19 protein-coding genes and 2 pseudogenes are annotated in these 23,635 nt (G+C 71.0%); 8 read left to right on the top strand and 13 right to left on the bottom strand.

Going from position 1 to position 23,635, the window contains the following annotated elements:
• Positions 1-638 precede the first annotated feature (638 nt).
• A pseudogene (locus tag ABZ714_RS00635) lies at positions 639-914 on the bottom strand (flavin reductase); the annotation flags it as partial.
• 214 nt (positions 915-1,128) lie between these two features.
• A complete protein-coding gene (locus ABZ714_RS00630; RefSeq protein WP_358822904.1) occupies positions 1,129-1,956 on the bottom strand; it encodes an MBL fold metallo-hydrolase in 828 nt (275 codons plus the stop codon).
• A gap of 87 nt (positions 1,957-2,043) precedes the next feature.
• On the opposite strand from ABZ714_RS00630, the gene ABZ714_RS00625 reads away from it, so the two are divergent.
• Positions 2,044-2,706: an ABATE domain-containing protein gene (locus tag ABZ714_RS00625; RefSeq protein WP_358822903.1), complete on the top strand. Its 663-nt coding sequence runs from the start codon at positions 2,044-2,046 to the stop codon at positions 2,704-2,706.
• Positions 2,707-3,286: 580 nt separating this feature from the next.
• Here the strand turns inward: ABZ714_RS00625 and ABZ714_RS00620 are convergent.
• The 3 genes from ABZ714_RS00620 to ABZ714_RS00610 form a co-directional block, all read right to left on the bottom strand.
• Complete coding sequence (locus ABZ714_RS00620) at positions 3,287-3,661, bottom strand: MerR family DNA-binding transcriptional regulator (RefSeq protein WP_358822902.1); 375 nt, start codon at positions 3,659-3,661, stop codon at positions 3,287-3,289.
• An 89-nt stretch (positions 3,662-3,750) separates the two neighbouring features.
• Positions 3,751-5,049, bottom strand: a complete 1,299-nt coding sequence (locus ABZ714_RS00615) for an MFS transporter (RefSeq protein ID WP_358822901.1) — start codon at positions 5,047-5,049, stop codon at positions 3,751-3,753.
• Positions 5,050-5,359: 310 nt separating this feature from the next.
• Positions 5,360-6,325 carry an alpha/beta hydrolase gene (locus ABZ714_RS00610; protein WP_358822900.1) on the bottom strand — a complete coding sequence of 322 codons (966 nt, stop codon included), beginning with the start codon at positions 6,323-6,325 and terminating at the stop codon, positions 5,360-5,362.
• Positions 6,326-6,491: 166 nt separating this feature from the next.
• On the opposite strand from ABZ714_RS00610, the gene ABZ714_RS00605 reads away from it, so the two are divergent.
• The 3 genes from ABZ714_RS00605 (at position 6,492) to ABZ714_RS00595 (ending at position 9,283) form a co-directional block, all read left to right on the top strand.
• Complete coding sequence (locus tag ABZ714_RS00605) at positions 6,492-6,824, top strand: helix-turn-helix domain-containing protein (protein WP_358822899.1); 333 nt, start codon at positions 6,492-6,494, stop codon at positions 6,822-6,824.
• 336 nt (positions 6,825-7,160) lie between these two features.
• A complete protein-coding gene (locus ABZ714_RS00600) occupies positions 7,161-8,732 on the top strand; it encodes a cellulose binding domain-containing protein (protein WP_358822898.1) in 1,572 nt (523 codons plus the stop codon).
• A gap of 110 nt (positions 8,733-8,842) precedes the next feature.
• Complete coding sequence (locus tag ABZ714_RS00595; RefSeq protein ID WP_358822897.1) at positions 8,843-9,283, top strand: hypothetical protein; 441 nt, start codon at positions 8,843-8,845, stop codon at positions 9,281-9,283.
• 67 nt (positions 9,284-9,350) lie between these two features.
• Here the strand turns inward: ABZ714_RS00595 and ABZ714_RS00590 are convergent, their stop codons facing one another.
• Positions 9,351-9,962, bottom strand: a complete 612-nt coding sequence (locus ABZ714_RS00590) for a TetR/AcrR family transcriptional regulator (protein WP_358822896.1) — start codon at positions 9,960-9,962, stop codon at positions 9,351-9,353.
• 82 nt (positions 9,963-10,044) lie between these two features.
• On the opposite strand from ABZ714_RS00590, the gene ABZ714_RS00585 reads away from it, so the two are divergent.
• Positions 10,045-10,899, top strand: coding sequence for an alpha/beta hydrolase (locus ABZ714_RS00585; protein WP_358822895.1), 855 nt, complete (start codon positions 10,045-10,047; stop codon positions 10,897-10,899).
• A gap of 79 nt (positions 10,900-10,978) precedes the next feature.
• On the opposite strand, the gene rutA is transcribed toward ABZ714_RS00585, so the two are convergent.
• The 5 genes from rutA to ABZ714_RS00560 form a co-directional block, all read right to left on the bottom strand.
• Positions 10,979-12,061, bottom strand: coding sequence for a pyrimidine utilization protein A (gene rutA / locus ABZ714_RS00580; protein WP_358822894.1), 1,083 nt, complete (start codon positions 12,059-12,061; stop codon positions 10,979-10,981).
• 290 nt (positions 12,062-12,351) lie between these two features.
• On the bottom strand, positions 12,352-13,674 hold the full coding sequence (locus ABZ714_RS00575; RefSeq protein WP_358822893.1) for a glycoside hydrolase family 18 protein: 1,323 nt from the start codon (positions 13,672-13,674) through the stop codon (positions 12,352-12,354).
• 294 nt (positions 13,675-13,968) lie between these two features.
• Positions 13,969-15,120 carry an AI-2E family transporter gene (locus tag ABZ714_RS00570; protein WP_358822892.1) on the bottom strand — a complete coding sequence of 384 codons (1,152 nt, stop codon included), beginning with the start codon at positions 15,118-15,120 and terminating at the stop codon, positions 13,969-13,971.
• A gap of 239 nt (positions 15,121-15,359) precedes the next feature.
• Complete coding sequence (locus ABZ714_RS00565) at positions 15,360-15,980, bottom strand: L-threonylcarbamoyladenylate synthase (protein WP_358822891.1); 621 nt, start codon at positions 15,978-15,980, stop codon at positions 15,360-15,362.
• 197 nt (positions 15,981-16,177) lie between these two features.
• The gene (locus ABZ714_RS00560; RefSeq protein ID WP_358822890.1) at positions 16,178-17,320 is read right to left on the bottom strand and encodes a serine hydrolase domain-containing protein; all 1,143 of its coding nucleotides are present in this window, start codon (positions 17,318-17,320) and stop codon (positions 16,178-16,180) included.
• Positions 17,321-17,786: 466 nt separating this feature from the next.
• On the opposite strand from ABZ714_RS00560, the gene ABZ714_RS00555 reads away from it, so the two are divergent.
• Together ABZ714_RS00555 and ABZ714_RS00550 are read left to right on the top strand one after the other, a co-directional pair.
• The gene (locus ABZ714_RS00555; protein WP_358822889.1) at positions 17,787-18,977 is read left to right on the top strand and encodes a sensor histidine kinase; all 1,191 of its coding nucleotides are present in this window, start codon (positions 17,787-17,789) and stop codon (positions 18,975-18,977) included.
• Positions 18,978-19,036: 59 nt separating this feature from the next.
• Entirely contained in the window at positions 19,037-19,714 is a 678-nt protein-coding gene (locus ABZ714_RS00550) for a response regulator transcription factor (protein ID WP_358822997.1), read from the top strand.
• Between the two features lie 34 nt (positions 19,715-19,748).
• Here ABZ714_RS00550 and ABZ714_RS00545 read toward each other — a convergent pair whose 3' ends face one another.
• Positions 19,749-21,383 carry an amidase family protein gene (locus ABZ714_RS00545; RefSeq protein ID WP_358822888.1) on the bottom strand — a complete coding sequence of 545 codons (1,635 nt, stop codon included), beginning with the start codon at positions 21,381-21,383 and terminating at the stop codon, positions 19,749-19,751.
• Between the two features lie 392 nt (positions 21,384-21,775).
• Positions 21,776-22,231 carry an ATP-binding protein gene (locus tag ABZ714_RS00540; protein ID WP_358822887.1) on the bottom strand — a complete coding sequence of 152 codons (456 nt, stop codon included), beginning with the start codon at positions 22,229-22,231 and terminating at the stop codon, positions 21,776-21,778.
• Between the two features lie 895 nt (positions 22,232-23,126).
• Between ABZ714_RS00540 and ABZ714_RS00535 the strand changes: the two are divergent.
• Positions 23,127-23,576, top strand: a pseudogene (locus tag ABZ714_RS00535) (ABC transporter ATP-binding protein); the annotation flags it as partial.
• Positions 23,577-23,635: the final 59 nt, after the last annotated feature.

The following is a 23,635-nucleotide window of genomic DNA, read 5'->3' as shown; positions in this document are numbered from 1 at the left end:
ACGCCCGGGTGCTGTGCGCCCGGCACTTCCGTACCACCCGTCTGGTCACGGCCGAAGGATTCGAGAACACCTTCGCCCACTACTACCTGAGCCGCTTCCTCCTGAGCCACGGGGCTGACCGGCCGGCTCGGACACGCCGAGACCCCGGTCGTCGTCAATGTCGCCGGACCCGGCGGTGAAGGGACGATCCACTGGGACGGCCTCCAACTCGCCGGGGCGTACGACGGAATCACGGCGCTCGCCCGGGGCGGCCGGCTCAACGATCTGCCGGGCGTCGCCTACGCGGACCGCCGACCGGAAACAAGGGTGCGGTACGTCCTGTTCCATCCGGGAACGGTCGACACCGCGTTCTCCGGGGAGTACTCCCCCGACGCCCTGTCCGTGATCACCGGCATCCGGAGAACCGCCCGGCCGGTCGCCGAGGCCGTGCTACCGGTCACCCGCGTACTCGACACCCCGCCGGACACCGGACTCAGCGCCTTCGTACGGGATGGTCCGCCCCTTCCCCTCGGCCCCGGGGTTCCCGGTCGCGCAGGCCCGGCGACTGCGCCTGACCACCGAGAACCTGCTGGCGGGGTAGGCCGCAGCCGTATAAAGAGGACGGCTGACACGGCGTCCGGCGCCGGAAGGGCCACCGGTCAGCCCCGGGCGGACCGAGGGGCCGGAGCACCGTTCCCGTCGTGTACCTCCAGTTCGGTGATCCCGTGGTAGCCCCGGTCCACATAGAGGAGGGGTCCACGGGAATCATGGACGGACGACCGGCGGACGACGGACGCCGTGGCGACGATCAGGGTGTGATCGGCGACCGCGACACATCGGATCGTGCGGCACACCAGGACGGCGGCGCTTCCCTCCAGTTCCGGCCCGCCGCCGTGGGCGGACGGCCGGTGGCGCACCCCGGCGCCCAGCTCGTGAGAGCGGCGTCCCGGGCCTGAGGAGGGAGCCGGCGGGCCGTCACCCGGGCCGCCCGCCGGCTTCGCCGCGCCCGCTCACCGCAGGCGCGGCCTCCGCACACGTGGAACCGGGCGGCCCGCCCGTGCCGCCGCCCGGGACATCGGCGCGAGAACGTCACGGCCGACCGCACCCGGGGCCTCCGTCCCGCTCCCCGCGTCCCGAGCGATCCGCGGATCAGCTGCCCTCCGAGCCCGCCCGGCCCCAGTCCAGGCGGTCGGCGAGTCCGGCCGCGGCGAAGGCGTCCGCCAGTTCGGCGCGCCCCTCGGTGAAATGCGCCCAGCCCTCGTAGTGGAGCGGCACGACACGGAAGGCGTCGAGGATACGGGCCGCCTCCGCGGCCTGGAGGCTGTCCAGGACGATCGGCCGGTTGCCGAAGAGCACGGGGAAGCGGGGAGCGCCCGCGAAGAGCAGTGCGGTGTCCACGCGCGGGTGGCGCGCGGCGATCTCGCGGACGACGCCGAGAGAGGCGTTGTCGCCGCTCACGTAGACCGTGGGCAGCGCCTCGCCGCTCAGGACGAAGCCCACGACCTGCCCGAGGAGGGGCTCGACCTCCTCGCGGAGACCCGGGCCGTGGACGGCGGGGACCCCGGTCACGGTGACGGTGCCCCCGTCGGGGCGCGGCAGGTCCACGGCTTCCCAGTCGCCCAGGCCCCGGACCTTCCCGGCCAGCGCCGCGCCGAGGCGCCCGGCGCCGCCGGAGGTGGTCAGGGTGAGACCCGCGCGCGCGAGCAGGGCACGGCCGGAGATATCGAGATTGTCCTCGTGCTCGTCGTGGGAGAGCAGCACGATGTCGACGGACCCGACCTCCTCGGCGGTAATGCCGGAGCGGGTGGTCTTGGTCAGGACCGGACGTCCGGGCCCCCCATACTCCCCGGGCCCGTCGAAGGTCGGATCGGTCAGAAACCGCAGGCCCCCGTACTCGAACAGGGCCGTCGGGCCGCCGAGGGCACGGACGGGGAACGAGCGGGGCGCCGTCGAAGAGGAGAGGGCAGGGGAAGACATGGAAAACCTCACGGATGTCGAGGGCTTCAAACGTGAGGCGATCGTAGACGTGTCTCACGGATATGAGCAACGCCTAACATGAGCATCATGGAAGAGTCCGCGACCGGCAGATCCGTCCCGCCACCGGCCCACGGCGAGGAGGAGCACCCCTCGCTGGCCCTGGCCAACAGCGCCGTCGCCCTGCCCGGTGGACTGACGGCCGACCTGCTCGGCGATCCGGCCCAGGCGAATCGGTGGCTGACGGAACGCGGCCTCGCCCCCGTCGACTCCGGCATGCAGGAGATGTGCGCGGGGCTGTTGCGGACCTTGAGAGAGAACGTCAGATCGCTGTTCTCCTCCCGCTGCACCGGCCTTCCCGCCCACCCGGCGGCGGTCGCGGCCGTCAATGACGCGATGACCCGTGTCCCGACCGTCCCGCTGCTCCGCTGGGATGCCGAAAGGGGGCCCTACCGGACCCCGCCCCATCCCACTACGGCCATCGTCGAACACGCCCTGGCCACCCTCGCGGCCGACGCCGCCGACCTTCTCACCTCCCCCGAGGCCGACCGCCTCACCGCCTGCGGCTCGCCTCCCTGCAACCGCTTCCTCCTCCGCCGCGGCCGGCGCCACTGGTGCTCCACCCGCTGCGGCGACCGCGTCCGCGCCGCCCGCGCCTACGCCCGCCGCAACAGCCACGGCGACCCGGCGGACGAGGGCGCGCCCGATGGCTCTCCGGCCGAACCACCGAGCGGCTCGGGACGGCCTCGGTGAACTGTCCGCCGCCGCCCGGGACATCTGTCCAGGGCGGCGGCGACGCGATCAACCCCCAGGGTCGTACGCCGGTTCACGCCGGGGCGCCCTGCCGGTTCACGCCGGGAACGGCAGCCGGTCCGCCCTCCGGACCGGAGTCGTCGGCCCCTTCGCGGGAAGCCGTTCCGGCGGGCCAGGAGGACCGTGAGGGCGGAGGCGGCGAGAAGCCCGGCCGCCGTCCACGGCAGGGCCGTGGTGCCCTCGCCCCCGAGGACCGCGCCGCCGAGGAGGGAGCCGCCCGCCATGGCGGTGTTCCAGCCGGTCACCCAGAGGGAGTTGGCGGTGTCCGGGGCCCGCGGAGCCGCTCTGACGCCTGCGGTCTGCATGAGCGCGGGGATGCCGCCGCGCGTCACGCCCCACAGGATCGCGGCGGCGAGGACGACGGCCGTGATGGTGCCGGAGAGGGCGAAGTCGGCGCCGGAGAGGATGAGCAGGCCGCCCAGCGGCCACGACGGGGCCGGAGCGGAAGCCGTCGCGGGCGGGGACGGGCAGATCGTCGATGCCGTGACCGGACCGCGGAACCCTCACGTGCGCGTGAGGGTCAAGCCCGGTTTCCCGCCGCCCCCCGTACCGCCTTCAGACAGTCGTCGAGAGCGTTGCGGTTCCGTACGAGGCAGTGGATGCGCCGGTCGAGCTGTTCGCGTTCGGCGGCGACCTGGGCGGGCATCTGGGCACACGGTACGGGCGGCAGCGGATCGGCCGGCCCGTCGAGATAGGGCAGAATGCCGCGGATGATCCGGGTGGGCAGACCGCAGTCGATCAGCCCCCGGATCTGCCGGACCACCTCGTCCGCGCCCTCGCAGGAGTCGCGGTAGCCGTTGCCCGGGCGGACGGGCCGGATCAGCCCCTTCTCCTCGTAGTAGCGCGGCGCGCGCACACTGACTCCGGTCAGCCGGGAGAGTTCACCGGTTCCCACTCGCGCCCCTCCCCGGAAACCCTTGCACGGACGTGGAGGTTCACGATATCTCCGGCACACGGAGCATCGGGGCGGGGCCGCCTCCGGCTTCACACCGTCTGTACGCAGGTGCACTGGCAGACGGCGAGCGTGCCCTGTGCCGCCTCGGTCTCCTCCCTGACCGTGACGTCGGAGATGGCTCCGGCGGCCTCGGCCCTCTCCTCGCGCGGCCACAGCGCCGGTGCGGCGACGGCGCCCAGCGCGGCGAGGACGGCGAGGATCACCCAGGTGAGCGTGAACCCCGATTCCGTGGCGATCCAGCCGGCGACGGGATAGGCGACCAGCCACGCCAGATGGGAGAGCGAGAACTGGGCGGCGAAGACCCCCGGCAACCGGCTCGGCTCGGCCGAGCGGCGCAGCACCCGCCCCGTCGGCGTGACGATCAACGCCATCCCGCCCCCGATGACGGCCCAGACGGCCGCGGTGCCCGCCCAAGTGGTGAGGCCCGACCCGCTCATCGCGACGGCGGCGGCGACGCCCGTCGTCAGGACCGCGGCGCCGGTCATCATCACCGTACGTTCATCGATCCGGTCGAGTACGCGGGGCAGCAGAAGCGCGACCAGCAGGGTTCCGCCGCCGGAGGCGGCGAGCATCCAGGCGACATCCGTCTGGGTTCCGCCGAGTTCGTCGCGGACGTAGTTCACGGTGTTCACCACGACGATCGAACCCGCGGCGGCGACCACCAGATTCAGTGCGAGGATGCCGCGCAGCCTCGGTGTGGTGGCGAAGGTCCGGATCCCCGAAGCGACGCGGTCCCATGCCCGGGTGTGCTCGCTGGGCCGGGCGTCGGGGATATGTGTCGACAGCACGAGCAGGGCGGAGACGGCGAACCCGATGGATGTGCCGGCGAAGAGCCAGTCGAAGCTCATGAAGGACAGCGCCACGGCTGCCAGGACCGGGCTCAGCAGACTCTCCATGGTGTACGCGACCTGAGAGGCGGAGAGCGCCCGGGTGAAGTCGGCCTCGTCGGTGACGATATCGGGGATCACCGCCTGGAAGGTCGGCGTGAACGCCGCCGACGCGGCTTGGAGCAGGCCGATCAGCAGATAGATCTGCCAGATCTCCGTGACGAACGGCAGCGCGACCACGACCACGGCCCGGACCACGTCGAGGGCGGTGAGAAGCTTCCTCCTCGGCAGACGGTCGACATACGCCGCGGCCGGCGGCGCGATGACGACGTACAGGACCATCTTGATCGTCAGAGCGGTGGCCAGGACCGCGCCGGCGCTCGGGCCCGCGAGCTCATAGGCGAGCAGCCCCAGGGCGACGGTCGCCAGCCCCGTGCCGAACAGCGCGATGATCTGCGCACTGAACAGACGACGGAAATCTCGCAGCGCGAACAGTCCCACGGCTACCTTCCTCCCAGGCCATATACCCCATCGGGGTATTGCAGGATAGGTATACCGCATCCGCCGGGGGAATCCTCGCGGCCCGTACCGCGACTGCCCCGGAGGTCGGCGGAGCCGGACGGTGGCCGGAGGCGCTCGTTCGCCCGCATGCCGCTCGGGAACCATACGGACCACGACAGGCCCGGCCCCCGGGCCGCGGTGCGCGGAGCGGGGGCCGGGCCGGTGGTTCGAGCGACTCGCCGGCCGCGGGTGCGTCACCCGCCGGGGAGCGGTCAAAGGCGGCCGTCGACCGGGCGCGGGCGCCCGGTCGTCAGCCCAGGAAGGCGGTCAGGGCGTCGATGACGGCCCGGGGCTGCTCCTCGGGAATGTAGTGGCCGCAATCGGCGACTTCCAGCACGGTCACGTCGGTGCCTTTGGCGGGCATCAGATCGCGGAGATAGGTGTAGTTGCTGTGGTCACCACCGAGAGCGAGCAGAGGCACGGTCACCGGCCCGTAGCCGCGCTCATCGGCTATGTCACGGTTGAACGCCCGGTACCAGCCGTTCCCGGCCCGGACGGCTTCGGGGGTGGCGTAGGCGTGGGCGTAGACCTGCCGGGAGAATTCGTCCAGGGTGTCCGGGTCGTGTGCCAAATAGGCGAAGAGCCAGTCCACCAGGCTCCGGAAGCGGCCTTCCAGCAGCTGCTCGGGCAGGCCCCTGATCTGGTTGAAGGCGAACCACCACAGATAGGTCCGGCTGCCGTCCTCGATGACGGAGTCGGTGTGCTGGTCCGGGCCGGGAAGCAGGCTCAGGGCGGAGAGGCTCGCATCCGGATGCGGGACGTCCAGCAGGACGGCGCGGGCGGTCGCCTCGGGGTGGTTGGCCGCATGGGCATAGGCCACCATGGCGCCGATGTCGTGTCCGGCGATACTGGCGGAGGTCAGGCCGAGGTGGCGGATGAGTTCGCGGATGTCGCGGGCCATCGTCTTCTTGTCGTAGCCGCCCTCGGGCTTGCCGGAACCGCCCATGCCGCGCAGGTCCACGGCGATCACCCGGTATCGGCGGGCGAGTTCGGGCATGACCTTGTGCCACTGCCACCAGTTCTGCGGCCAGCCGCCCAGCAGGATCAGCGGCTCTCCCGTACCGCCCTCCACATAGTGCAGACGGATTCCGTTGACGTCGGCGTGGCGGCTGGCGAATCCGGGGCCGAGCCGGCGGGCGAGAGCTTCGTCGCTCAGCGGTCCGCCCGGAGAGATGTTCGGCGAGTCGGCCGCCGGGCCGGTCTGATGTGCGGGCATGGGGATCCTCCGGAGATGGGCCGCCCGTGGCGGCAGAGGGGCACGCTGAGACACGGCGGGATCGTCGGGCATCCCGCATCAATCAACTGTACGAGATTTTCGTACAGTTGATTCGCCGCTGTCAACGGAACCCTCCGGCCGCACCGGGCTCACGTACAGTGAGGCCATGGAGGAGCTGCACCATCCCGAGGCCGAGGACATCCACCTGGTCGACGTCCTGGCGGCGCTGGGTCACCCGATCCGGCTGGAAGCCGCGCGAACACTGGCGAGCGGCGAGGAGCGGTTCTGCGGCGAAATCCTGTGTGACGTACCGAAGTCGAGCATGACGCACCACTGGCGCGTGCTCCGGGAGAGCGGTGTGATCCGCCAACGGCGCGACGGCCGGAAGTTCTTCCTCACCCTGCGCCGCGACGACCTCGACACCCGCTTCCCCGGCCTGCTCGACCTCGTCCTCGGCGACCGGTCGGCGCTCCCCGCCAGGGGCCGTTCCGAACGCTGAACGGGCGGAGAGACAACCCCGGACGGGCGGGCCGGGGATCCGGGGCAGGGCCGGGGATCCGGGGCAGGGGTGGGGATCCGGGGCAGGGGTGGGGATCCGGGGCAGGGGTGGGGATCCGGGCAGCGGCGGAAAAGCCCATCGCCCGTCGGCGGGAGACCCCTCACGGGCGGAGACGCCGGCACCCGCGCCCGGTTCGCCGTGACGGGGTCGAGGCCCGGACGGCCGTTCGTCTTGACGCGGCACTCCGCGGCCGATAATCAATGCGGGCGACATGGTCCAGACCAAAGCTCCATCGACCGGCACAGCTCGCGCGCGTTCCCCGCTCGGGAGGAAGCAATGCGCAGACCACTGGCGTCCTTGATCGCCACCGTCCTCGGGTTCCTGACCCTGTTACTCGCCCCACCCGCCTCGGCCACCAGCCCCCTGGTGCCGGTGACGGCGGAGTTCCGCAAGACCTCGTCCTGGGAGAACGGCTACCAGGGCACGTACACGATCCGGAATCACAGCCGTACGACGCTGGACCATTGGACCGTCGAGTTCACCCTGCCCGCGGACACCGGCGTCGCCACCCACTGGGACGCCGGACTCACCCGCGAAGGCGCCCGGTACACCTTCCGCAGTGCCGGCTACAACGGCACACTCGCCCCCGGGGCCTCGACCACCTTCGGCTGGATCGCCCAGGGCAGCGGTCTGCCCGGACTGTGTGTCATCAACCGGGGCGGGCCCTGTGAACAGGACGCGGACATCACTCCGCCGACCGTCCCCACCGGTGTCCGCGTCATCGCCGTCGAGAGCGAGGCGCTCACCCTCGCCTGGGCGGCGTCCGCCGACGACCGCAGCCCGGTGGTGGAGTACGAGATCTACGTCGACGGTGTCCGGCGGGCGGCCCTGACCGGCTCCACCTCCCACCGTCTGACGGGGCTCGCGCCCGCCATGACGTATCAGATCCAGCTCCTGGCCAAGGACCTGGCCGGCAACCGATCGGCACTGAGCCACGCGATCACGGGTACCACCGGCGATCTCCGTCCCGCCCGGACGATGCCCACGGCGCCCTATGTCGACATGGGCGCCTGGCCGACGCCGGATCTGCGCACCCTGGCGGCGGGGAGCGGACTGAAGAACTTCAGCCTGGGCGCGATCACCTCACCGACCTGCAAGGCGATGTGGTTCAACTACTACGATCCGCGCGCGGGATGGGCCAAGGAGACCATCGACGGGCTCAGGTCGGCCGGCGGCGACGTCAAGGTGACCTTCGGCGGTGCGGGCGGCCGGGAACTCGCCCAGAACTGCACATCGGTCGATGCTCTGTTCACCGAGTACGACGCGGTGGTCAGGCAGTACGGCCTCCGTTACGCCGACTTCGACATCGAGGGCGCCGCGATCAACGATCCGGTGTCCGTCGACCGCCGGTCGGCGGCGCTCGCCCGGCTGCAACAGGCCCATCCCGGGCTCCGTATCTCCCTCACCCTGCCGGTCACTCCCCGAGGGCTGACGGCCACCGGGATCTCCGTGGTGACATCCGCCCGGGAGGCCGGTGTCGACGTGGACGTGGTCAACGTGATGACGATGGACTACTTCATGCCCATCGACTACGGCGACGCCGCCCTGCAGGCGGCCGAGGCCACCGTCGGCCAGCTGAGGGCGCTCTATCCGGGCCGTAGCGACACCCGTCTGTGGAGCATGCTCGGCATCACACCGATGATCGGCGAGAACGACGACCACCAGATCTACGACCAGGCCGACGCCCGGCAGTTGGTGGCGTTCGCGCAGAGCAGGAAGCTCGGCATGATCGCTTTCTGGGACGTCACCCGCGACCGGAACGCCTGCACCGGGAACCTCTCCCTCTGCACCAATATCCCGCAATCGCCGTACGAGTTCTCCCGCATCGTCGCGGCGTACACCGGCTGACCGGCCCGCGCCGTCCACGGCGTCCGCCGCGACGGGCTACCGCCCTCGGCCGTCGCGGCGGACGGCGGGCCCCGTGCGCGGCGCCTCGGCCGGGCAGGTAGTTTGCCCGAATGAGTCTTCTCGATGATGTGGCCGAGCGCGACGGCTGGCGGTGCTGGGTATGCGACGAGCCGGTCGACCCCGACAAGTCGGTGAACGACCCGCTGGGGCCGAGCGTCGACAGCCGGACCGCCGACCGGAAGGCCAAGGTCCCCGAGCGGCTCGCGCACCGCGGCTGCAACTCCCGCAAGGGAGCGGTGAAGGTGGTCATCGACTGGCCGGACCATCTGTACGTGGTCGAACCGGCGCCGCTGATCGCCGTTGCCGCGAGGCTGGAGCGCAAGGGAGGCCGCGAGACCGTGGGTCGCTGTCCGACCAGGCAGGACGCCCAGGAAGCGGCGGACTGGCTGGTGGACCGCTTCTCCCGACTGGTCCCGGGGCTGCCGGTGACCGCCCGCGTCGAGGCGGGCGGCGGCCAGTTCCTCGTCGTCCTCGCCACCGGCCGCCGCTGACCGGGGACCGCCGGAGCACACGCGCGCCCGGCTGAACGGCCGGGCAGCCGCGTGGGACGGTGCCCTGTCAGCGCTCCGCCCGCGTGAGCAGCCCGTTCAGCAGGTGCTCCAGGGCGTCGGCCATCTCCGCACGGGTGGCCGGGGGGTCGTCGGAGTGGGCGACCGTCAGCGCCGCCTCGTCGAGCGCGCCGAGCAGCACATGCGCCAGGGGGGTGACCGGCCTGCGCTCCAGGACGCCGCTCGCCATCGCCGCCTCCAGGGTCGCCGCGATCAGCCCCAGACCGTGCTGCTGCCCGATCTCCCGCCAGCGCGGCCAGCCCAGTACCCCGGGAGCGTCCAGGAGCAGCATCCGTTCCACGTCCGGCTCGGCGAAGGCGTCCAGAAAGGCACGAGCACCCGCCTTCAGCGCCTCGACGGGATCCGCGGCGGCCTCCATGGTCCGGGAGGCGATCCGCCCGGTCAGTTCGGCCTCGACCACCTGCACCGTGGCGTCGAAGAGATCCGCCTTGTCCCGGAACTGGTGGTAGAGCGCCCCACGGGTGACCCCTGCGACCCGGACGATCTCCTCGGTCCCCACCCCCGCGTAGCCACGCTCGCCGAACAGCCCCCGGGCGGCGGCGATCAGGGCCTCACGGGTCGCCCGGGAGCGCCGGCCGTGCTTGTTGTCGGCTGATTCCATCCTGCCCCCTTGAATTCCGTACCGTCGACCCAGCACTCTACATACATACAGTCTGTATGTAATTTGAGGCGGAGAGTTCCGCATGCCACAGATCACGCTCGACCAGGGATCGGTCCGGTACCGGGACACCGGGGGCGACGGCGAGGCCGTACTCCTGCTGCACGGCTACCTCATGAGCGGGGAACTCTGGAAACCGGTTGCCGACCGGCTGGCCCCGGAGTTCCGCTGCGTCACCCCCGACCTGCCCCTCGGCTGCCACCCCACTCCGCTGAACGACGGTACGGATCTCGGCCTGCCGGGGCTCGCCCGCCTCGTCGCCGATCTGATCGCCGGACTGGACCTGCGCCGGGTGACCCTGGTCGGCAACGATCTCGGCACGGCCATCGCCCAGATCGTCGCCGCCCGCCATCCGGAACGGGTCGGCCGCCTCGTCCTCACCAGCGGGGAATGTTTCGACAACTGCCCACCGATCTGGTTCAGAGCACTCGTCCCCGCCGCCCGGGTGCCCGGTCTGCTCCCCCTCCTCTTCCGCTTCCTCCGCCTGCGCGCCACCCGCCGGCTGCCCTTCGCGTACGGACTGCTGACCAAGGGCGCCCTGCCCCACGATCTGATCGACGACTGGCTGGAGTGCCTCTTCGGCGACCCGCGCGTCCAGCGCGACTGCGCCGAGGTCACCCGGAACTTCGGCCCGGCCGCCCTGCTCGACGCCGCCGAACGGCTCGCCTCCTTCGACCGGCCCACCCTGGTCGCCTTCGCCCGCGACGACCGGATCTTCCCCTTCGCCCATGGCGAGCGGCTGGCGGCCCTGATACCCGGCGCCCGGCTCGAGACCATTCCCGACAGCCGTACCTGGGTCATGCGGGACCAGCCCGAGCGGACCGCCCGTCTGATCCGGGAGTTCATCCGCGCCGCCCCGGCGGACACCGCTTCCGGCTGAACCCCGGGAGGCCGACGGCACCGCTACCGTGCGCGGGGTGACCGGGCGGCCTCCCGGCCGGCGTCGGCATGAGGAATGATCAGACGCCCTTCGGGACCGCGGTACGGGACTTCATGAGCGGCTGGATCCGCGTACCGAAGTTCTCCATACCTTCGAGGAACTCGTCGAAGACGAGAATGACTCCCTTGACGCCGTGCACCTCGGCGAGTTGGTCGAGCATCCGCGCGACGCTCTCGTACGACCCGACGAGCGTCCCCATGTTGAGGTTCACAGCCCCCTCGGGGAGCGCCACGGTCCGCGCGGTCGACGCGTCGTCGGCGTCCGCGTCCTCGGCCGTCTGCGCCACGACGTACCCGAGCGCCGCGAGATCCGCGTTGTCGTGGTAGTCCTTCCACTTCGCCCGAGCGGCCGCGTCGGTCTCGTCCGCGATGACCATGAACAGCGCCAGCGCCCCGACGTCGCGACCGGTCGTACGCGCCTGTCCGGCGAGTACGGCGGCGGCCTCGGAGAGGGCGAGCGGAGTGTTGACCCCCGTACCGAGAACGAAGTTCCCGTCGGCGTGTTCGGCGGCGAACCTCATTCCCGTACCGCTCTGTCCGGCGGCCAGGATGTCGACCCGCCCGCCCGCGGGGCGGGGTGACAGGACGCAGTCGTCCATGCGGTAGAACTCGCCCTCGAAGTCGCTCACGCCGTCAGCCCACAGCTGCCGCAGCACGGTGACGTACTCGGCCGCCCGCGCATACCGGTTGGCGAAGTGCTCGTCTCCGGGCCACACGCCCATCTGCGCATACTCGGCGGGTGCCCAGCCGGTGACGATGTTGACGCCGACCCGGCCCGGGGCGATCGCGTCGACGGTGGCGGCCATCCGGGCGGCGATCGCCGGGGGCAGGGCGAGGATCGGTACGGAGGCGTACAGCCTGATCCGCCGCGTGACGGCGGCCAGGGCGGCCGTGAGGGTGAAGGATTCGAGGCAGTGGTCCCAGAACTCCGTCTCACCGCCGAAGCCCCTGAGCTTGATCATCGACAGTGCGAAGTCCAGTCCGTACTCCTCGGCCCGCAGCGCGACGGTCCGGTTCAGCTCGAAGGTCGGCATGTACTGCGGAGAACTCTTCGAGATGAGCCAGCCGTTGTTGCCGATGGGAAGGAAGACCCCGATCTCCATACCGCTCCTCCGTCACCGGGCAGCCGCGCCCCGGACCTGCCGCCTTCCCCGCGCGGTCAATCCTGCCCCCGGCGCGCGGTGGTACACCACGGCGGCGGCACCTCCTCAGCCGGGACGACCCGGCCCGGCTCGTCCCGGCTGAGGAGACGGTGCCGCCGCCGCACGGCCTCCACCGGGCGGGATCCCCGCTACCGCCCAGCATGTGCCATGTACGGGGAGTCCGTGCATTCGGCCGCCGCACCCGGTGGCGGCCGGGTCGCCATACCCGCCACCGGGTCGCAAGCCGCAGGTCAGCGCCGCAGACCGCGGTCCAGCGCAGCGATCAGCGAGCCCTGGGCGTCATCCCCGTCGAGGGACCAGACCATGACACCGCCGAGACCGTTCCGCTGGGTGTAGCGGGCCTTCTGGGCGGCGGTGGCCGGGGTGTCGTACGTCCAGAACTCGGTGCCGTCGTACTTCCAGGCCGCGCCGTGCTCGCGGTCGGTGTGCACGGCGCCCGGCAGGTCCTTGATGGCCTTGTAGGGCAGCTGACCGCCGCCGCGCGGGGACATGCCGGTGGCGGGCTGATAGAGGCCGTTCTCCGGCCCGGCGGGCACTCCCGTCCAGCCGTAACCCCAGAACGGCACCCCGAGCACCGCCTTCCGGGCCGGCAGGCCACCGGCCAGGTAGTGCCGCACCACCCGGTCAGCGCTGTAGCTGTAGTCGGCACCGGAGGGGTCGGCCGGGTCGGTGTAGAGGTTGGCCTGGTGGTTGGTCGGGCCCTGCGGCTCCCAGGAGCCGTGCATGGTGTAGGTCATCAGGTTCAGGTAGTCCACCTGGCGGGCGACCTTCCGCAGCTCCAGCCGGTCCGCGACGTCGGTGTTGGCGGCGACGGCCGCCGTCAGCAGGTGGCGCCCCCGCTCGCCGTCGCCCAGCGCGTCCAGCTGCCGCCGGAACTCGGCCAGCAGCAGGGTGAAGTTGCGGCCGTCCTCGGGGCGTACCGAGTTGTCCGGCAGACCGTCGCCGCCCGGGTGCTCCCAGTCGAGGTCGATGCCGTCGAAGACGCCCGCGCCGCTGCCCGGGCCGCCCTCCGGCGAGCCCAGCCGCGGCAGATTGCCCTTGATGTAGAGGTCGACGCAGGAGGCCACGAACTTCTTGCGCGCGGCGTCGGTGGCGGCCACGTCCGAGAAGTACTTGGACCAGCCCCAGCCGCCGATCGAGATGACAGCCTTCAGGTGGGGGTTCTTCGCCTTCAGCTTCCGCAGCTGGTTGAAGCTGCCTTTCAGCGGCTGGTCCCAGGCGTCGGCGACGCCGTCCACCGAGTCGGCCGCGGAGATCGGGCGCTGGTAGTCGGCCCAGGCGTCGGCCTGGTCGGCCTGGTTGTCCTCGAAGCAGGTGCCCTGGGGGGAGATGTTGCCGAAGGCGTAGTTGATCACGGTCAGCTTCGCCGCCTGGCCCGAGTCCTGGACCTTCTTGGCGGAGAAGCCGCCGTAGACGCTCCACGCGGTGAAGTAGGCCACACGGTGGCCCGGCAGCCCACGGCTGTCGTCGTCATCGGCGTGAGCGTTCGCGGGGACCGCGACGAGCGAGGCGAGCAGAGCCGTTGCCAGGAACGCGGAAATGCGTCTGAACATACTGGTGGCCTTGTCTGAGTGGGGTCAGATGGTCTGTACCAATCGCGAGAAGAGGTCTAATCCATGCCGAGGGGTGCGCACAAGAGCCAGGACGTCACGAAGTAGCCCGATTCTCCTGAGAGTTGATGAAACGTCAGCGAATCACGCCGCGCGGCACGTCCTGCGGAATGCCACCGCCGCGACCCGGTTTCCCTCCGGGCCCGGCCGGCCTCTCACGGGCAGCGCCGAACCCGCCCCGCCGTTGCGACGGGGCCCCGGGAACAGGCCATGAGGACGACCCCGGCTCCGTTCGGCTCAGGCCAGGTCGGCGGTAGCGGTTGTGGTCGCGGTCGTGGTCGCGGTCGCAGTGGCGGTCCCAGGCTCCTGGGAGTCGAGCTCCTGCGGCGGATCGCCGAGCTGCTCGCGCAGATAGTTCCAGGCCACCGCGAGCAGCGCGGCGAGGGGTACCGCGATCAGGCTGCCGACGATCCCGGCCAGGCTGCCGCCCAGGGTCACCGCCAGCAGGACCATCCCCGCGTGCAGGCCCAGCCCACGGCTCTGGATCATGGGCTGGAACACGTTCCCCTCGAGCTGCTGCACCACGACGATGATCCCCAGCACGATCAGCGCGTCCGCGGGACCGTTCGACACCAACGCGATGAGCACCGCGACCAGGCCGGCGAACAGGGCACCGACGATCGGCACGAACGCCGAGACGAAGGTCAGAACCACCAGCGGGAGTACCAGCGGCACCTCCAGCACCCACAGGCCGATACCGATGAGGACGGCGTCGAGCAGGCCCACGAGCGCCTGGGACCGCACGAACGCGCCCAGGGTGTCCCAGCCGCGCGCGGCCAGCGTCGGCACGTCGGTGGCGAGCCGGCCCGGCAGCTGGCGGGCGAGCCACGGCAGGAACTTCGGACCGTCCTTGAGGAAGAAGAACATGAGGAAGACCGACAGAACAGCGGTCACCACACCGTTCACCACGGTACTCAACCCGGTGAAGAGCGTGGTGAGCACAGTGTCGACACTGTCCTGAACGCGGCTGACCGCGGCGTCGACCCCCTCGGTGATCTCGTCGTCGCCGATGTTCAGCGGCGGCCCGGCGGCCCATTCGCGCAACTGGTGGATTCCTTCGACCACGCCGGTGATCAGCTCACCGGACTGGGAAGCCACCGGAACCGCGATCATCGCCACGACACCCACGACGGACAGGAGGAAGAGCATCGTCACGGTGAAGGCGGCCAATGCGGGGGCCCAGCCGTGACGACGCAGGAAGCGGGCCAGGGGCCAGGTCAGCGTAGTGAGCAGAAGAGCGACTATGAGCGGCCATATGACCGACCACATCCGGCCGAGAACCCACACGACCACCGCGACCATGACCAGGACCACGAGCAGCTCGCCGCAGACCCGCGCCGACGAGCGGAGCGCGGCGCGGGATCTTGCGGAGTTCAGCTTTTCAGACATGAAATCACTCTATGATCACTTCGGCCACCTCGTGTCGTGACTTGGGGAAATCGCCTGCGGAGCACGGAATCTGACAGCACGTCATAGTCGGTTTCCGGCGATTCCCGTGGGCCTGCGGACCGCGATCACGGCTTCGGACGACGTACACGGCCGACAGGCAGTGGACCGCCCCGGGCCGCACCGACCGGCACCGCTTCCCGCACCGGAGCGCGCCCTTGGCGGGAGGCGACTGGAAGCGGCTATTCGAACCGGGCGGTGTCGCCCGCTCCCCTGCGCACGATCTCCGGCTCACCGCTGGAGAAGTCGATGACGGTGGTCGGCTCCGTGCCGCAGTCACCCGAATCGACCACGGCGTCGACGACATGGTCGAGCCGTTCCTTGATCTCCCAGCCCTGGGTCAGCGGCTCCTTCTCGTCGGGCAGCAGGAGGGTGCTGGAGAGCAGGGGCTCACCGAGTTCGGCGAGGAGGGCCTGGGCGACCGTGTGATCGGGGATGCGGACCCCTACCGTCTTCTTCTTCGGGTGCAGCAGCTGTCGCGGCACCTCCTTCGTCGCGGGCAGGATGAAGGTGTAGCCGCCCGGCGTAGCCGCCTTGATCGCGCGGAACACGTCGTTGTCGATGTGTACGAACTGGCCCAGCTGGGCGAAGTCCGCGCAGACGAGGGTGAAGTGGTGGCGCTCGTCGAGATTCCGGATCGATCGGATGCGCCCGAGCCCGTCGCGACTGCCCGGCTGGCAGCCCAGCGCGTAGCAGGAGTCCGTGGGGTACGCGATAAGCGCGCCGGAACGGATGCTGTCGGCCACGCCGGTGATGGTGCGTCGCTGGGGGTTCTGGGGGTGGACGTCGAAGTACTTTGCCATCCGGGGAGCTTAGTGGTGTTCGGTGAGCCGGTCCCCTCTCATCGATGGCCCGGCGGTGCTGATCAGTCGGCGGGTCTCCGCCCCTCGCGTCTCGATCCCGGGGAGACCGCGAGGTGTCCGGAGCCGCGGTGCGGCACCTTCGGACGCCCCGCCGCACCTCGGGTCGGGGTGCGGCGGGGCGGATGCCGTCGAGAGGCTCAGCGGCACAGCGCCTTGTCCACGACCGCCTCTGCCCGCGCGGTCGTCGCACCGTCCGGGATGGTGGTGACCGTGACGTTCACCGCACGGCCGTCTGCGGTGACACCGCCGTACGTGCTGAAGCCGGGGATGCCGCCGCCGTGGCCCCAGTAGCGGCCGCCGCAGCTCAGAGGGGTGCTCTGGACGCCCAGGCCGTAGCGGGCGCCGGTCGGGGCCTCGGTGTCGACGGGGACCGTCTCGCGCATCTCGGCGAGCTGGGCCGGGGCGAGGAGGCGGCCGGAGAGGAGCGCGCCGTAGAAACGGTTGAGATCACCGTTGGTGGAGATCATGCCGCCCGCCGCCCAGCCCCAGGAAGGGTCCATCTCGGTGAAGTCACGCCAGGGGCCGTCGGCGGTGGGCTTCTGGTAGCCGTGCGGGTGCTTGCCCCGGATCGACATGTCGCCGGGTGCCGGGAGGTAGGTGTGGCGCAGTCCGACGCGGTCGGTGATCCGCTTCTTGATCTCCTCGCCCAGTGGGCGGCCCGTCACCTTCTGCACGAGCAGTCCGGCGGCGACGTAGTTGGTGTTGCTGTACGACCACTGCGCGCCGGGAGCGAAGTCGGCCGGGCGGCCGAGGGCGCGGTCGAGCAGTTCCCGGGGCTCGTAGTAGCGGTGCGGCTCGCCGAGCACCGCCTGCTTGTCCAGGTACTCGGGGAGTCCGCTGGTGTGCTGGAGAAGCTGACGGACCGTGATCACGCGGCCGTCGACGCCCTCGCCGCGCAGCAGCCCGGGAAGGTAGGTGTCCACGGGCTCGTCCAGGGCGATCCGGCCCTCGCCGACCAGTTGCAGCACGACCGTCGCCGTGAACGCCTTGGTGTTGCTGCCGATCCGGATCGAGCCGTCGCGGGGCACCTCGGCTCCGGTCACCAGGTCGCCGACGCCTGAGGTGTAGTGCCGTACCTTGCCGTCGGCCCGTACGACCCCGGCCAGGGCGCCGGGCGCACCGCCGTCGCGGACCACGGTGTCCAGCTCCCGCTGTACGAGGTCGGGGGTGCGGGCGGTGGTCTCCGCGGCGGGCGCGGGGGTGGTGACCAGACCTGCGGTGAGGGCGGCGAGCGCCGTCAGTGTGGCCGCCCGGAAGGCGGCGCGGGGGGATACGGACATGGATTGCTCCGTTTCGTCGGGTCTGTCAGGTCGGATCTGGGCCAGTCGTCGGCCGGACCCTGGCGAGGGGTGTTTCAGCCGGCGGCGTGAGGGGTTCCGGACGGTGGCCGGCCGTGGTGGAAACGGTTGCGGCCGGCCCCTCCCGCCTGCCGCGGCCGCGGCGTCTGCCCGGGCGTACCGGCCACCGGACGCGGCGAGGACGCCGCGAAGCAGCACCGGCTCGAATCACGGTTCACCTCCGGCAGAGGGACAAAGGGGAGGTCGCCGGGGTTTCCGGACTGCCTTCAGCACATCAGCCGGAACGCGCCGGCTCGTCCGATCCTGGAAGGAGAAGCGGGCTGGGAGCGTGGTACCGGGAGGCCCTCGTCCAGGAGCCTGGTCCCGGGCCGGGATCGCCCTCGGGCTTCCACGACCTGCGTCGGAGCTCGGGAAGAATGGATGCCGAGACGGCCGAGGAAGGAACCCGATGCCCACGACCCACACCGCGCCCGCCGCGGGGCGCGAGCGATCGCCCCTCGGCTACGCCCTGCCCTGGAGCCGCAATGACGCCCTCGTCGCGGTCGGCGCGGCGGCCTTCGACCTGATCGGCTTCACTCTCACCAGTCAGAGCGTCCAGGGCTTCGTCCCGGTGGCCGGTTGTCTGCTGATGACGGTGTCCGCCCTGGCGCTCCTCACCCGGCGGCGGGCTCCGCTGCTCGCCTTCACGGCCGTCCTGGCCGTCGGGCTCGCCGTCCATCTGAGCTGGCCGGTGGGGCAGGGCCTCAACGCCGCCATGGTCGTCGCCCTCTACTCCCTCGTACGCGCCCGCGGCCCCGCCGTCTACGTACCGGCGGCTCTGGTGAGCGTGGCGTTGCCGCTGGCCGTGCGGGAGCCCTGGTCCCAGGGTTCCTTCCTGAGGCTGGCGGGGAACTGTGCGGCCGTGGTGTTCGTCGTCGTCGCCGGGCTCGCGATGAACCGCCGGCACCAGGAGGTCGAGGCGCACCGCAGGCTGGTCGCCGAGCGGGCCCTGGCCGACGAACGCCGGCGTATCGCCCGCGAGATGCACGACGTCGTGGCCCACCACGTCACGACGATGGTGCTGATGGGAGGCGGCGCCCGCGCCAACATCGACCGGAACCCGGAGGCCGCGCGGGACGCCCTCGTCACCCTTGAGGGCCTGGGGCGTACGGCGCTGCACGAGATGCGGCAGCTCCTCGACGTACTACGGGCCGACGACGAGGCGCGGGAGGAGACGACCGCGCCGCAGCCCGGCATCGCCGACCTGGAGCGGATCGTCGCCGAGGCGGGCGCGGCGGGCCTGCCCACGGAGTTCGAGGTACGGGGAGAACCCCGGCCGCTACCGGCCGGGATGCAGTTGACGGTGTTCCGTATCGTGCAGGAAGCGCTGACCAACAGCCGCAAGTACGCGGGAACCGGCGCCCACGCGCGCGTCTGCCTCACGTACGGGGACGACGGGACCACGGTGGACGTACTGGACGACGGGGAAGGGACGGCCGGCGGTCTCGGGCCCGCGCCCGGCTCCGGCTACGGCCTGGTCGGCATGCGCGAACGCGTCGCACTGCACGGCGGGTCCTTGGAGACGGGCCGACGGGAAGGACAGGGCTTCCGGGTCACGGCCCGGCTGCCGCTGCCGAAGGAACAGGGAGCACTGCGGTGAGCGGGACGACAGACGGTACGAGCGGGGCGGACACGACGGGTACGGCGGAGCCCGCCACCATCCGCGTACTGGTCGCCGACGATCAGCTCCTCGTCCGCCGCGGCCTGGTGCTCATGCTCGGGCCCGAACCCACCGTCGAGGTCGTCGGCGAGGCCGCCGACGGGGCCCAGGCCGTGGACCTCGCTCGGCGGCTGCGGCCCGATGTCGTCGTCATGGACGTCCGCATGCCCGTCCTGGACGGCATCGCGGCGGCGGAACGGCTCACCCAGGAGGTGCCGGACTGCCGGGTGCTGGCGCTGAGCGCCTTCGACATGGACAAGCACGTGGTCGCCGCGCTCCGCGCGGGCGCCTGCGGCTTCCTGCCCAAGGACATCTCGCCCGAAGAACTCGTCAACGCGCTGCGCGTGGTCCACACCGGCGAGGCGGTGGTCGCCCCACGCCTGCTGACCCGTCTCATCTCCTCGTACGTGACGGCCCCGCAGCGCCCCGCGGCACCCGCCGCCGGGACCGGACCCGCGGGCGTCCCGGCCGAGCTGACGCCGCGCGAGCGGGAGGTATGGCGGCTGATCGCCACCGGCCGGGAGAACACCGGGATCGCCGCGGAGATGTTCATCAGCCCGTCGACGGTGAAGAACCACATCACCGCGCTCTTCGCGAAGCTTCAGGTCCGCGACCGGGCCCAGGCGGTGATCGCCGCGTACGAGGCGGGCCTGGTCAGGGCGGGCGAGCGCGAGTGACGAGGTCGGTTCCCGGCCGGAGCGCCGCGCCCGCTCAGCCGACGCCGGGCAGATAGCTCGGCGCCTTCCGGACCTGCGTCGCCTGCTCGAAGGCGTACGCGTAGCCGAGGAGCCCGGCGTCGCTCGCCCTCGTACCGAGGAAGGTCACACCGAGCGGGAGTCCCTTGGCGGTGTACCCGGCGGGGACGCTGATCTGGGGGTAGCCCGCGGCGACCGAGCTGTTGGTCGTACTGACGAACGGATTCGTGTCCCCCTCCTCGGGCTGGTGGCCGGCATCCGGTGCGGGCAGGGCGGTGGGGGTGACGATCGCGTCGAGCTTCTTCGCCTCCAGCACGTCGTCGATCGAGCGGCGGGCGAGGCCGGTGGCGGCGGCCCGGTGAGCTCGGTACGCCGGGTCCTTCAGGTCGGCGCCGTTCTTCTGCGCCTCCGTGAAGAGCATCTGCCCGAACCAGTCCATCCGCTCGCGGTCCCGGTGCTTCTCGTTGTACGCGATGAGACCGGCCAGGTCCTTCGGGTGGGAGCCGGGCGTCGCGGCGAGGTAGGCGTTGATGTCGTGCTTGAACTCGGAGAGCAGCGCCGGCAGGAGGTGGCCGAGCAGTCCCTTCGGTTCGGTCACGTCGGCGCCCTCCACGACGGTCGCGCCCAGCGCCTTCAGCTTGCGCACAGTCGCCTCGAAGACCCGGTCGACGTCACGGTCCACGCCGATGTGCCCCGCGCGCCAGACCCCGATCCGCTTGCCGCGCAGCGCCCCCCGGTCCAGGATCTCGCCGGCGTCGGCGGGCAGGGCTCCGGCGGCGGCAGCGGTATCCGGGTCGGCCGGGTCGGTGCCGCTGATCGCGGCGAGGGTGAGCGCGGCGTCCGTGACGTTGCGGGCCAGGGGCCCCGGGGTGTCGTGGCGGGAGGAGATCGGCACGATGCCGGTACGGCTCGCCACACCCAGCGTGGGCCGCATGCCGACCGTGGAGGTCAGGCCCGCCGGGTCGACGATGGAACCACCGGTGTCGGTGCCGAGCGTCACCGTGGCCAGGTTCGCGGCGGCGGCCGCAGCCGAACCGCTGGAGGACCCGCCGGCACTGCGATCCAGGACATACGGGTTCCGGGTCAGCCCGCCGACCGCGCTCCAGCCCGCGACGGCCCTCGGGTCGCGGAAGTTGGCCCACTCCGTCATATTCGCCTTGCCGAGGATCACGGCTCCGGCCGCGCGCAGCCGCTTGACCACCTCGGCGTCCTGATCCGGCCGCGCGCCGAGGAGCGCGGTCGAACCGGCCGTGGTCGGCTGCCGGTCGGCGGTGTTCATGTTCTCCTTCAGCAGCACCGGGATCCCCTCCAGCGGCCCCCGCGGCCCGTGCGTACGGCGCGTCCGGTCGCTGTCCCGTGCGATGTCCTTCGCGTCGGGGTTGACCGTGACCACGGCCTCGAGCCTCGGGTTCAGGGCGCGGATCCGCTTCAGATACAGGTCGGTGAGCTGCTCGGAGGTGAGCCGCTCGCGGTCCATCGCCCGCTGGATGTCGAGGATGGTCATCCGCTCCAGGTGCGCCTCCCGCACCATGGTGGGCCGGGGTTCGGCTCGGCTGGTCTGCACGGCCTGAGCCGCCAGGGGGGCGGTCAGACCGATGACCGCGGCGGCCACCAGGGCGCAGTGCAGTGTGGTCCGGCTGGTCGGTCGCACAGTGGCTCCTTACTCCCGGACGCGCGACTTCCCTGCCGTTGTGGCTGGTCCGTGGCGCGCCAATTCGGCTTCGTGGAGCAGAAACAGTAGGTTCGGCGCGATCGTCGCCGACAGTGACCAGGCTCCTGATTCGCCGGATTCGTCCTGGGACTCCGGGGGGAGGCGCCACGAGGACCCCGGTCGTGGACGACCTCGCCCGGGAGGAGGACGCCATGCCCGGATGCACAGATGCCCGGGGCGCCGAGGGGCCGCCGAGACCGCGCGGCGCCCCCTCCGCATCGCATCGGATGGCGTACGGCGTCACCGCACCGAGATGCCCGAGCCCTGCCCGGAGCGGCTGACGGCACCCGCCCGGCTCGAACTGACCAGGCTGACGCTTCCGCTGTCGGCCTTCACTCCGGCTCCGGAGGATCCGAGACGCGCAGGAAATCCACAGCGATCCTGAAACCAGCGGAGGATCGGTGTTTCACGGCCCGGTAGGGAAGATCGACGACGATGCCAAGGCCCCACCCACCCTCTGCCTCACCGTCAAATACTTTTCGGTGAGGAATGTTACCCATCCGCCCTTCGTCCACAACCGACAGGGTAACGACCCGCTCCGATACCGCATACTCCAGAGTGAATCTACCAAGAATCCCCCCACTGACCGTGTGCCGGATAGCGTTCGCACTCAGCTCGGCCACAATCAGTGCTGCATCATCTGAAAATGACTCACCCTTCAACCTTCCCTTTGCCCAGATGCGGGCCCGGCTGACCTCTTCTTCACGCCCCGGGAACTTCTTCTTCCGAATCTGGCGCTCTGCCACTCCGTGCAAGTCCAGCCAACAATCCGACGGGAACTCGCTCAAGACGGCTCCCCGCGTAACACACGGGCAGGCGCGTAGCTCCGAACCCACCACATCAACCCCTTCTTGCCTAGATACTCGATGACCACCAGGCGCACAGGGGTGCCCATGCACACAATCCGACCGTTCCTATTGACCACGAGGCTTAGCTGCTAGCCTCACTGTCAACCAGGTCCCCGCGCAGGCGGGGTTGATCCCCGATCTCATTGCGTCGGCTGCTTCGAACCGTCGTACTCCCCGCCCAAGCGGGGTTTTCTCCCCTACAGAGGTAATGGACTGCATGCATCCCCCTACAGAATCCGTGCTGACGGCCGAATCCTCCCAGAAAACTCGAGACAGGAGGGTTCAATGCATCCGTACCCAAAGGGATCGCGAGAATTAATACATTTCTCGCGATCCCTTTGGGTACGGATGAACATTGCCCCCAAAGGGATCGGTTCCAATCATCCGCTTCCCGCTCCGTTCAGGTCGTGGGCCACTCCCCACCGGGAAACGACAGCAGGGCCGCCAACAGGAAGACTCCGAGCAGGACCAACACGCGGGGCCGGCGGTGACCGCTCAGCTCCGGGCCGGAGGGAATCCCCGCAGGCCCCGAGGGCTGAGGCCAGGAAGGTCTCCCGGTCTGCCCCCGTCCTGTCGCGCACGACCGGTCCACATGGTCACCGGCACGCCATCGATGCCGTGCTCCGCGCCGCAGTCCTCACCGGACCTCGGCGCCGGATGGTTCCGGACTCACCCTGACGGCCTGGTTCCGCCGGACCGTGGGCCGAGCGCGGACCGTGTGGGGGGTCGCGGATCCCTGTCGCTCACCTCGTCCCGGCGCATGCCTCGGCCTCGGCGATGTACCGCGCCACCGGGCCCATGGTCAGCATTCCGCTCGCGGCGCCGGCGTGTGCGGGCCATGGAGGCGACGGACATCACCGCGCTCTCGGGCCGGCCGGTCGACGAACTCTCCGGCGGGCAGCGCCAGCGGGTGTGGGTGGCGATGGTCCTCGCCCAGGAGACCCCCCTGCTACTGCTCGACGAGCCGACGACCTTCCTCGACATCGCGCACCAGATCGAATTGCTGGAGCTGTTCACCCGGCTCAACCGGGAGGGCCGCACCCTGGTCGCGGTCCTCCACGACCTCAACCAGGCCGCACGCTACGGAACCCATGTCGTCGCCATGAAGGACGGGACCGTCGTCGCCGAGGGCGCGCCCTCGGACATCATCACCGGGGAACTCGTCGAAGAGGTCTTCGGGCTCCCCTGCACCATCATCACGGACCCCGTCGCGAGAAGCCCGCTCGTCATCCCCCTGGGTAGCGCGGGCACCGCCGACCGCACGGCGGCGACCGCCGGTGGATGACCAGGCACCAACCCACGATCGGTCCGCGACCACACCGCCGGTGGCAGGAACGGCCAACG

Source organism: Streptomyces sp. NPDC006798 (assembly GCF_040635975.1).
Taxonomy (GTDB): domain Bacteria; phylum Actinomycetota; class Actinomycetes; order Streptomycetales; family Streptomycetaceae; genus Streptomyces.
Note: the sequence above shows the minus strand (reverse complement) of the source record. Positions and strands in the feature narration are given on the sequence as shown.

What these genes read in the sequence shown, in the direction of transcription:
- ABZ714_RS00595 (WP_358822897.1), top strand. Translation starts at nt 8,843, where the DNA reads ATGAGTCTTCTCGATGATGTGGCCGAGCGCGACGGCTGGCGGTGCTGG.
- ABZ714_RS00585 (WP_358822895.1), top strand. Translation starts at nt 10,045, where the DNA reads ATGCCACAGATCACGCTCGACCAGGGATCGGTCCGGTACCGGGACACC.
- ABZ714_RS00560 (WP_358822890.1), bottom strand. Translation starts at nt 17,320, where the DNA reads ATGTCCGTATCCCCCCGCGCCGCCTTCCGGGCGGCCACACTGACGGCG.
- ABZ714_RS00590 (WP_358822896.1), bottom strand. Translation starts at nt 9,962, where the DNA reads ATGGAATCAGCCGACAACAAGCACGGCCGGCGCTCCCGGGCGACCCGT.
- ABZ714_RS00565 (WP_358822891.1), bottom strand. Translation starts at nt 15,980, where the DNA reads ATGGCAAAGTACTTCGACGTCCACCCCCAGAACCCCCAGCGACGCACC.
- ABZ714_RS00605 (WP_358822899.1), top strand. Translation starts at nt 6,492, where the DNA reads ATGGAGGAGCTGCACCATCCCGAGGCCGAGGACATCCACCTGGTCGAC.
- ABZ714_RS00555 (WP_358822889.1), top strand. Translation starts at nt 17,787, where the DNA reads ATGCCCACGACCCACACCGCGCCCGCCGCGGGGCGCGAGCGATCGCCC.
- rutA (WP_358822894.1), bottom strand. Translation starts at nt 12,061, where the DNA reads ATGGAGATCGGGGTCTTCCTTCCCATCGGCAACAACGGCTGGCTCATC.
- ABZ714_RS00610 (WP_358822900.1), bottom strand. Translation starts at nt 6,325, where the DNA reads ATGCCCGCACATCAGACCGGCCCGGCGGCCGACTCGCCGAACATCTCT.
- ABZ714_RS00600 (WP_358822898.1), top strand. Translation starts at nt 7,161, where the DNA reads ATGCGCAGACCACTGGCGTCCTTGATCGCCACCGTCCTCGGGTTCCTG.
- ABZ714_RS00630 (WP_358822904.1), bottom strand. Translation starts at nt 1,956, where the DNA reads ATGTCTTCCCCTGCCCTCTCCTCTTCGACGGCGCCCCGCTCGTTCCCC.
- ABZ714_RS00570 (WP_358822892.1), bottom strand. Translation starts at nt 15,120, where the DNA reads ATGTCTGAAAAGCTGAACTCCGCAAGATCCCGCGCCGCGCTCCGCTCG.
- ABZ714_RS00625 (WP_358822903.1), top strand. Translation starts at nt 2,044, where the DNA reads ATGGAAGAGTCCGCGACCGGCAGATCCGTCCCGCCACCGGCCCACGGC.
- ABZ714_RS00575 (WP_358822893.1), bottom strand. Translation starts at nt 13,674, where the DNA reads ATGTTCAGACGCATTTCCGCGTTCCTGGCAACGGCTCTGCTCGCCTCG.